Origin of the sequence: Rhizobium sp. RCC_161_2, from assembly GCF_041355235.1 — a bacterium.
Taxonomy (GTDB): domain Bacteria; phylum Pseudomonadota; class Alphaproteobacteria; order Rhizobiales; family Rhizobiaceae; genus Rhizobium.
In genome coordinates this window covers 71,124-77,622 of sequence record NZ_JBFUPL010000018.1, presented here as the reverse complement: position 1 = coordinate 77,622, position 6,499 = coordinate 71,124, and the positions used below count along the sequence as shown (strand labels likewise).

The 6,499-nt window shown below is 56.8% G+C and carries 5 protein-coding genes and 4 pseudogenes; 5 read left to right on the top strand and 4 right to left on the bottom strand.

Translation table 11 applies throughout. The features are described 5' to 3' along the window. Positions 1-190: 190 nt before the first annotated feature. A complete protein-coding gene (locus AB6803_RS29975) occupies positions 191-475 on the bottom strand; it encodes a hypothetical protein (protein WP_371112290.1) in 285 nt (94 codons plus the stop codon). Positions 476-527: 52 nt separating this feature from the next. Then, positions 528-692: pseudogene (locus tag AB6803_RS29970) on the bottom strand (SAM-dependent methyltransferase); the annotation flags it as partial. 113 nt (positions 693-805) lie between these two features. Between AB6803_RS29970 and AB6803_RS29965 the strand changes: the two are divergent. The 3 genes and pseudogenes from AB6803_RS29965 to AB6803_RS29955 form a co-directional block, all read left to right on the top strand. Next, positions 806-1,516, top strand: a pseudogene (locus AB6803_RS29965) (IS1595 family transposase); the annotation flags it as partial. A gap of 206 nt (positions 1,517-1,722) precedes the next feature. Next, positions 1,723-3,408: pseudogene (gene treS, locus AB6803_RS29960) on the top strand (maltose alpha-D-glucosyltransferase); the annotation flags it as partial. A gap of 195 nt (positions 3,409-3,603) precedes the next feature. Continuing rightward, positions 3,604-3,948 (top strand): hypothetical protein, encoded by a 345-nt coding sequence (locus tag AB6803_RS29955; RefSeq protein ID WP_371112285.1) that lies wholly within the window; start codon positions 3,604-3,606, stop codon positions 3,946-3,948. Positions 3,949-4,108: 160 nt separating this feature from the next. Here AB6803_RS29955 and AB6803_RS29950 read toward each other — a convergent pair whose 3' ends face one another. Further along, positions 4,109-4,795, bottom strand: coding sequence for a PAS domain S-box protein (locus AB6803_RS29950; protein ID WP_371112284.1), 687 nt, complete (start codon positions 4,793-4,795; stop codon positions 4,109-4,111). A gap of 74 nt (positions 4,796-4,869) precedes the next feature. Here AB6803_RS29950 and AB6803_RS29945 point away from each other — a divergent pair. Next, positions 4,870-5,057 (top strand): annotated as a pseudogene (locus AB6803_RS29945) (DUF3008 family protein). A 374-nt stretch (positions 5,058-5,431) separates the two neighbouring features. Here the strand turns inward: AB6803_RS29945 and AB6803_RS29940 are convergent. Then, positions 5,432-5,635, bottom strand: coding sequence for a hypothetical protein (locus tag AB6803_RS29940; RefSeq protein WP_371112283.1), 204 nt, complete (start codon positions 5,633-5,635; stop codon positions 5,432-5,434). A 195-nt stretch (positions 5,636-5,830) separates the two neighbouring features. Between AB6803_RS29940 and AB6803_RS29935 the strand changes: the two genes are divergently transcribed. Next, positions 5,831-6,499, top strand: a complete 669-nt coding sequence (locus AB6803_RS29935; RefSeq protein ID WP_371112282.1) for a cytochrome c3 family protein — start codon at positions 5,831-5,833, stop codon at positions 6,497-6,499.

Here is a 6,499-nt window from a genome sequence, read left to right as displayed (position 1 = left end):
CGGTTGCAGGGCTTGCTGGCAGAACATCTGCGTCAACAGAACGTTCAGCTTCGAAAGATGCTTGAGCGGTTTGGCGGTATTTGAGATCTTTTCCAAATTGGCTGTAGAAACATAGCGAATTACTTAACTGGATCGCCGGTTATTCCCGCTTGGCCAGTCGCCAGACCGTCATGCTGGACCGCGACGAAGATTACGCAAGCGCGAGCAACGTGAAGGAGCCCGGAATAGTTGAGTCCGTTCTATCCGGATGCTCGTCCAGCCTAACGATGGTGAACCCGGCCTTGATGACCGCCGTCAGAATGTCGCCCAAGGTCCAAAAGCGATACAAGCACCTTCCCAAGCTTACGCCTGTGACGTCGGGGTTTGGCACGTCGGCCTCCACCAGGTCGGTCTGGAAATAATCCTGCGGTCCTTCGGTCCAGAACAGCTTTCTCTGAATCGGATGAAACTCGTTTAGGAGGAGGAGTGCCGCCATCTCTCGCAAGCTTGCGCATCACGGTGAAAAAGCCTTCGATATCTTGATGATAGTGGAGAATTCCAAGCTCAAGGACAAGAACATCGAAGTCGCGAGCCTTAACTAGACCACCCGCCTCCATGATATCGCAGAGGGCGTAGTCGATCGTCACCCCGGCGGCTGCGGCGAGGTCGAGCGCGAAGCGCCGATTCTCCTCTGAGAAATCGATAACCGTCACGTCCACGCCCTGCCGCGCGAGTGCTACCGCAATGCGGCCGTGCGAGCCTTGCACATTGCAAATGCGTTTGCCTGTCACCTCTCCAAGATACGGGGAGAGGCGGCGCAGAACGGCGGATCGGTTATGCGTTGGGCCTCATGGTGGCGCCCGAGCATATGCTCGACGGCACGGTCGAAGTCGACCACTTCTATCTTGGTGGTAGACCCGGGAAGCATCCCGATGATCCGCCGCGGGGGCGAGGCCGCAAAGGGCAGGCAAAAACACAGAAAACGCCGGTCATGGCGATTGTGCAGCGGCTGGCGGAGGTCACTCCTGGCTCCCCAGCGGGCGATGCCAGTGCCGCGGTCGTCACCGGCCTTTCATTGCGTGCTGCCGTAGGTGTGATTGCGCCGCAAGTCGAACTTCATGCGCATTTGATGAGTGATGAAGCAAAGGCATTCGTTGCCATAGGCGAGAGCTTCGCCGTACATGAGACGGTCAATCATTCCAGCCGCGAATATGTCCGCGATACCGTCCATGTCAACTCGGCCGAAGGGTTCAACGCTCGGGTTCGACGAACTATCGCGGGTGTCTTTCATCACATCAGCCCGGAACTTGCCGACCTGTATTTCCATGAAATCAGCTTCCGATGGTCTCAGCGCGTTGTTATCGGCCAAGCTGTGCGAAGAGACCGGAGCGGTAAGGAGAGCGGAAAGATCCTTTGGTCCCGCGTACCGCCCGCACTGCAATTGCTGCAAGTGTTCCGCGCTGCGACCGGTCGCCAAATGCGCCGGAGCCACCAAGGAGGCATCACAATCAAATCAACCGTAGCTGTCTTTGGGTGATAAAGGCCACGCTGGATTTTGAAATGCTCTTGTCTTAGCCCCAATCGGCACTTTTCTTTGCACTGTGCTGTTTTAAACAAACCCTATCGCTGATTGTTCCCGACCAACCGCATCGGATGTCAGCGCGCATCTTCAACTTGGATTTGCAACCACGGCCTTGAAGATGTGACGCCTGCCTTTAGTTTATAAAAGCTGGAACCCACCGAATGTGGAAACTGGTAGGAGTGAAGCGATTGGCCAAGACTGAGCACGAGCTTCGCTATCCTCTCTGGCACAAGGATGTCATCATCTAACAGCTGCATGTGAAGTCTTTCTTCGATGCCAACGGCGATGGTTTCGGCGATTTCACGGGACTAACGCAGAAGCTGGACTATCTGGCATCGCTCGGCGTCAACGCGATCTGGTTACTGCCCTTTTATCCATCTCCCCGGCGCGATGATGGCTATGACGTGCTGGACTACCAAGGCATCAGTCCGGAATTCGGTAGCCTCGATGACTTCAAACAATTTGTCGATGCCGCTCATCTGCGCAAGATGCGGGTGATTGTCGAGTTGGTCATCAACCACACGTCTGATCAGCGTCCCTTGTTTCAGCGTGCCAGACATGCGCCTGCCGGCTCTCCCGAACGGGATTTTTACGTCTGGTCAGACACCGAGGATAAGTTCGCCGAGACGCGCATCATCTTTGTGGACACCGAAAGATCCAATTGGACGTGGGACCCCGTCGCCGGGGCTTACTTCTGGCACCGCTTCTATTCCCATCAGCCGGACCTCAACTATCACAATCCAAAAGTCATTGAAGCGCTGTTGAATATCATGTGCTTCTGGCTCGACATCGGCGTGGACGGCTTCCGCCTCGACGCGGTTCCGCATCTCGTCGAGCGCGAAGCGACGAACAACGAGAACCTCCCGGAAACACATGCGCTGCTCAAGCTCATTCGAAAAACGCTCGATGCCAGCTTTCCCGGTATTGTTCTTCTCGCCGAGGCCAATCAGTGGCCCGAACAAGCGCGGGAATATTTTGGAGAGGACGACGAATGCCACATGGCATTCCACTTTCCACTGATGCCGCGAATATTCATGGCAATCGCCAAGGGAGATCGTCAGCCAATCGTCACGATGGTGGAGCAGACCCAAGACATTCCTGACAACTGCCAATGGGCTATTTTCTGGAGAAATCATGACGAGTTGACCCTGGAAATGGTGACGGAAGCCGAGCGGAACTTCCTGTGGGACACCTATGCCTCCGACAGACGTGCGCGCCTCAATCTCGGGATCAGGCGGCGCCTTTCGCCTTTGATGGATCAAGACAGGCGTCGCGTGGAGCTCTTGCACATGCTGTTGCTATCGCTGCCCGGCAGTCCCGTGCTTTACTACGGGGACGAGATTGGCATGGGCGACGATCTCGAACTCGGCGACAGGGATGGAGTCCGCACGCCGATGCAATGGTCAAACGGCAAGAATGGCGGGTTTTCCAGCGGCAGTTCGGGCAAGCTTGCGCTTCCAGTCATCAATAGCGCCCAATTCGGGTTTCGCGTCATCAATGTTGCAGTCCAGGAGAATGACCCGCATTCCCTCCTGAACTGGATTCGCGGCACTCTGGCAATTCGCGCCCAGCATGAAGCATTCGGTCGAGGTTCTATCCGGTTTTTGCAAACTGACAATTCGGCCACTATCGCCTACCTCAGGGAGTATCGCGACGACTGCCTGCTTTGCGTCGCGAACCTCTCGAACACGCCGCAAGCAGCACGAATCGATTTGCCGGAGCGCGCGGGCGGCGTGCCGACAGAGCTGTTTGGCCGGGCAAGGTTCCCGACTGTAGGCGACAATCCCTATCCACTGACGTTTCAGCCCTATAGTTATTTCTGGTTGCAGATCGAACGGCAGGCGAACTAAAGCCAAGTCCCGCGTGGCATCGGTGTCCAACGACTCAGTTCACGCCCCGCCACCACGACATGCGCGTCGCCAACGCCTCAGGTTGTGACATCGCGGCTCCCTATCCCATTCATCGAATGTCGGTGGTGTAGCGGAACCATCACCGCGGATATGAGTTTGATCACTAGCATCCTTCAACAACCGGAGGCTTTCATGGCGTCCTTCAACGAACACAGAAAACCGCTCTCGGCGACCGAAGCCCGGCAAGGCGTACGTGGCATGCCTGTATTCATCGTCTTGATTACGGCGCTGGTTCTGGCGGCGATTGTTTGGGCGGGCGTCGAGATATGGGGTCATTACATCGAGCCTAGTAAGTCTCAAACCGCCCCATCTGCTCCAGCCTCGTCCATCGGTGACGCGCCGCGGGGCGGGACGATCGACAGTACCCTTCCCGCCGGGCAATCGGCTCAGCCGGCGCCTACTAACAGAACGGAGAACAATCAGCAGGGCATCGAAAGCACACCGGCCCATCCGAGCCGCGACGGTACGCAGAACTAAATCTCCCGGCGCCACAACTGCGGGGCCCCCGGTCTCCGTCCATATAAGTTCGAGCTGATCATCGACTTTCAATTCGATCCTGATCTGCCCTTCCGGCATGGAGAGAGCTCCGTATTCACCGCGTTGGCGGCGAATTCGTGCAGCAGTAATGCCAAGGACGTCAGGGCGGAGCCGTCGATCGCGACGTCGGAACCACGGATCTGTATGCGCTGCCGCCCTTCTTCCTGGTGTACGGAAAGAACCGCGCCCAAAGAGAAAAAAGAGTCGTCGTCGCACAATTGGTTATATCTTCGGACAGTTTTGGCAATGTCAGGTCGTGAACACGCGCCAAGGAAATGAGACGGCCGCGCAAATCGTCTGCAAGATCCTTGGTGCTCGCGGCCGATCGCTGGCTCATGGTAATCAACGCATTGGCGATTGCGAACAGATTCTTGATCCGATGGTTCATCTCCCGCAACAGCAACATCTGGCGTTCGCGCTCGTGTTTGAGCTCGGAAATATCTCGTGCGATCTTCGATGCTCCGACAATCGATCCGCTGCTATCGCGCACCGGCGAGACCATCAAGGAGACATCGACCGTGCTGCCGTCCTTACGTCGCCGCACGGTTTCGTAATGTTCGACAGGCTCGCCTCGGCGAATACGTTCGAGAATTGTTGTTTCCTCGTGAAGCCGATCGTCTGGGATAACGATTGTAATCGGCTTGCCGATCGCTTCTTCCGCTACGATTCCGAAGAGGTGCTCGGCACCCCTGTTCCAGCTTGTAATATTCCCATCCAAGGTTTTGCTGACGATGGCATCATCTGAATTTTCAATGATCGCTGCCAGCCAGAAGTCAGCCGATGGCACGCGCGGGCCGAATTGTCCGGTCAGATTTTCCGGTGGAATTGCGCCGGTAGAAGAGTTCTCGTCAGAGGTCCTTCATGCCTGCAAAGTCAAAATCACAACAGATGGCAGGTGGTGCCGCCCTTGCCGCCAAGCGCGGCGAAAAGAAGAAGAGGGAGTTGAAAGGCGCTTCGAAAAAGATGGTTGACTCCATGAGCGAAAAGGAGCTTCACGACATGGCTGCGGACAAGCGCAAGGGGAGCCGGAGCACGCCTCTAAATCCTGAGGCTCAGGTCCTCTGCCGCCTCGTCATTTGGTGGCGCACGAAAACCTGGGGGACTGCGATCGTTTCCATCGTCAATCCTTGATCTCCCGGCATGTCCTCGCCATGCCGCAGACATAGGCGTGACGCTCGACGGGTTCGACCCGCAAGCTCTCCACGACGACGGGGACCTTCTCGGCGAGCCCGCCAGCGGATAGCGCCAATCCCGATGAGTGAAATGACGATCCCTAAGGCGCTTGCAAACCATGCGAAGGAAGAACCGACATTCGGGCGGGGCATGACCCTCCTCCTGATAAAACTGCTGATCCGAACCAGCGGCCGTTTCTATGGTACCAGCATCCTTATCGTGACGTCACAATGTCGCAGGAGGGCCGCTGTCAATCGTCGTCCTTTTGCTTCAGCGCGTCGGAAACCTTGCGCTTGCGCGGATGATTGATGTTTTCACCAAGAGCATCGCGCGCAGCTTCTCCACCGTCCTTGGCTGGAAGATAGCCGGCAGGTTTTGATCCCTTTGGCCCCTCCCATCGTGGCGATTGGTCCGTCGTACCCGGCGCGCCATCGCGAGGTTGTTGATGTTTCATGATCGCTCTCCATCGAGAATGATCGGCAGCCTTGCCAATCCGCGGGACAAAACCAAGATCCCGGCACATTGTTCCGCGGCGAGCGGGCTTTCGCATAGCTCGATCGGCTTTTATGGCCCGAAGGCGTTGGAGCTGGGAACTTTCAAGCAAAATCCGTGTTTGACTTGATCGCAAAAGCGAATTCAGGAAAATTTGGTGGTGCAGATATTCACGGCTTCCGCTGACACGAGACTGCGCGCGTCCCTGTTTGCCGCTGCCATCCTGATATTCCTGATCGTGCTGTTTATCGGCGGTTACGCCAGCTCGAGTTATGGAACGCTGGTCGGCTGGGTCCAGGACCAGCCGATTCCCTTCAGCCATGAGCACCATGTTGCCGGACTTGGTATCGACTGCCGTTACTGCCACACGTCGGTGGAGACAAGCGTTCGCGCCGGCCTGCCTGCGACATACATCTGCATGAGTTGTCATTCGCAGATATGGACCGGTGCGGGAATGTTGGCTCCCGTGCGTCATAGTCTGGCGGCGAACGTGCCATTGCTATGGAACCGCATCTCCCGCCTGCCGGACTACGTCTATTTCAATCACTCGATCCACATTGCCCGAGGCGTTCCCTGCGTGACCTGCCATGGCCGCGTCGACCGAATGCCGCTAATGGCGCGTGCCCAGCCCTTCCAGATGCAATGGTGTCTGAATTGTCACCGGAACCCAGCACCGAATCTGCGCCCCCCAGACGAGGTAACGCGCATGGACTGGTCCGATTGGGACGCTCATCCCGAACAGCACAAGGATTTCGGCGAGCTAGTGGTGAAGGCCTACGGCATCGAGCCGACGAAGCTTGTCCAATGCAACATTTGTCACAGGTGA

What these genes read in the sequence shown, in the direction of transcription:
- AB6803_RS29940 (WP_371112283.1), bottom strand. Translation starts at nt 5,635, where the DNA reads ATGAAACATCAACAACCTCGCGATGGCGCGCCGGGTACGACGGACCAA.
- AB6803_RS29955 (WP_371112285.1), top strand. Translation starts at nt 3,604, where the DNA reads ATGGCGTCCTTCAACGAACACAGAAAACCGCTCTCGGCGACCGAAGCC.
- AB6803_RS29975 (WP_371112290.1), bottom strand. Translation starts at nt 475, where the DNA reads ATGGCGGCACTCCTCCTCCTAAACGAGTTTCATCCGATTCAGAGAAAG.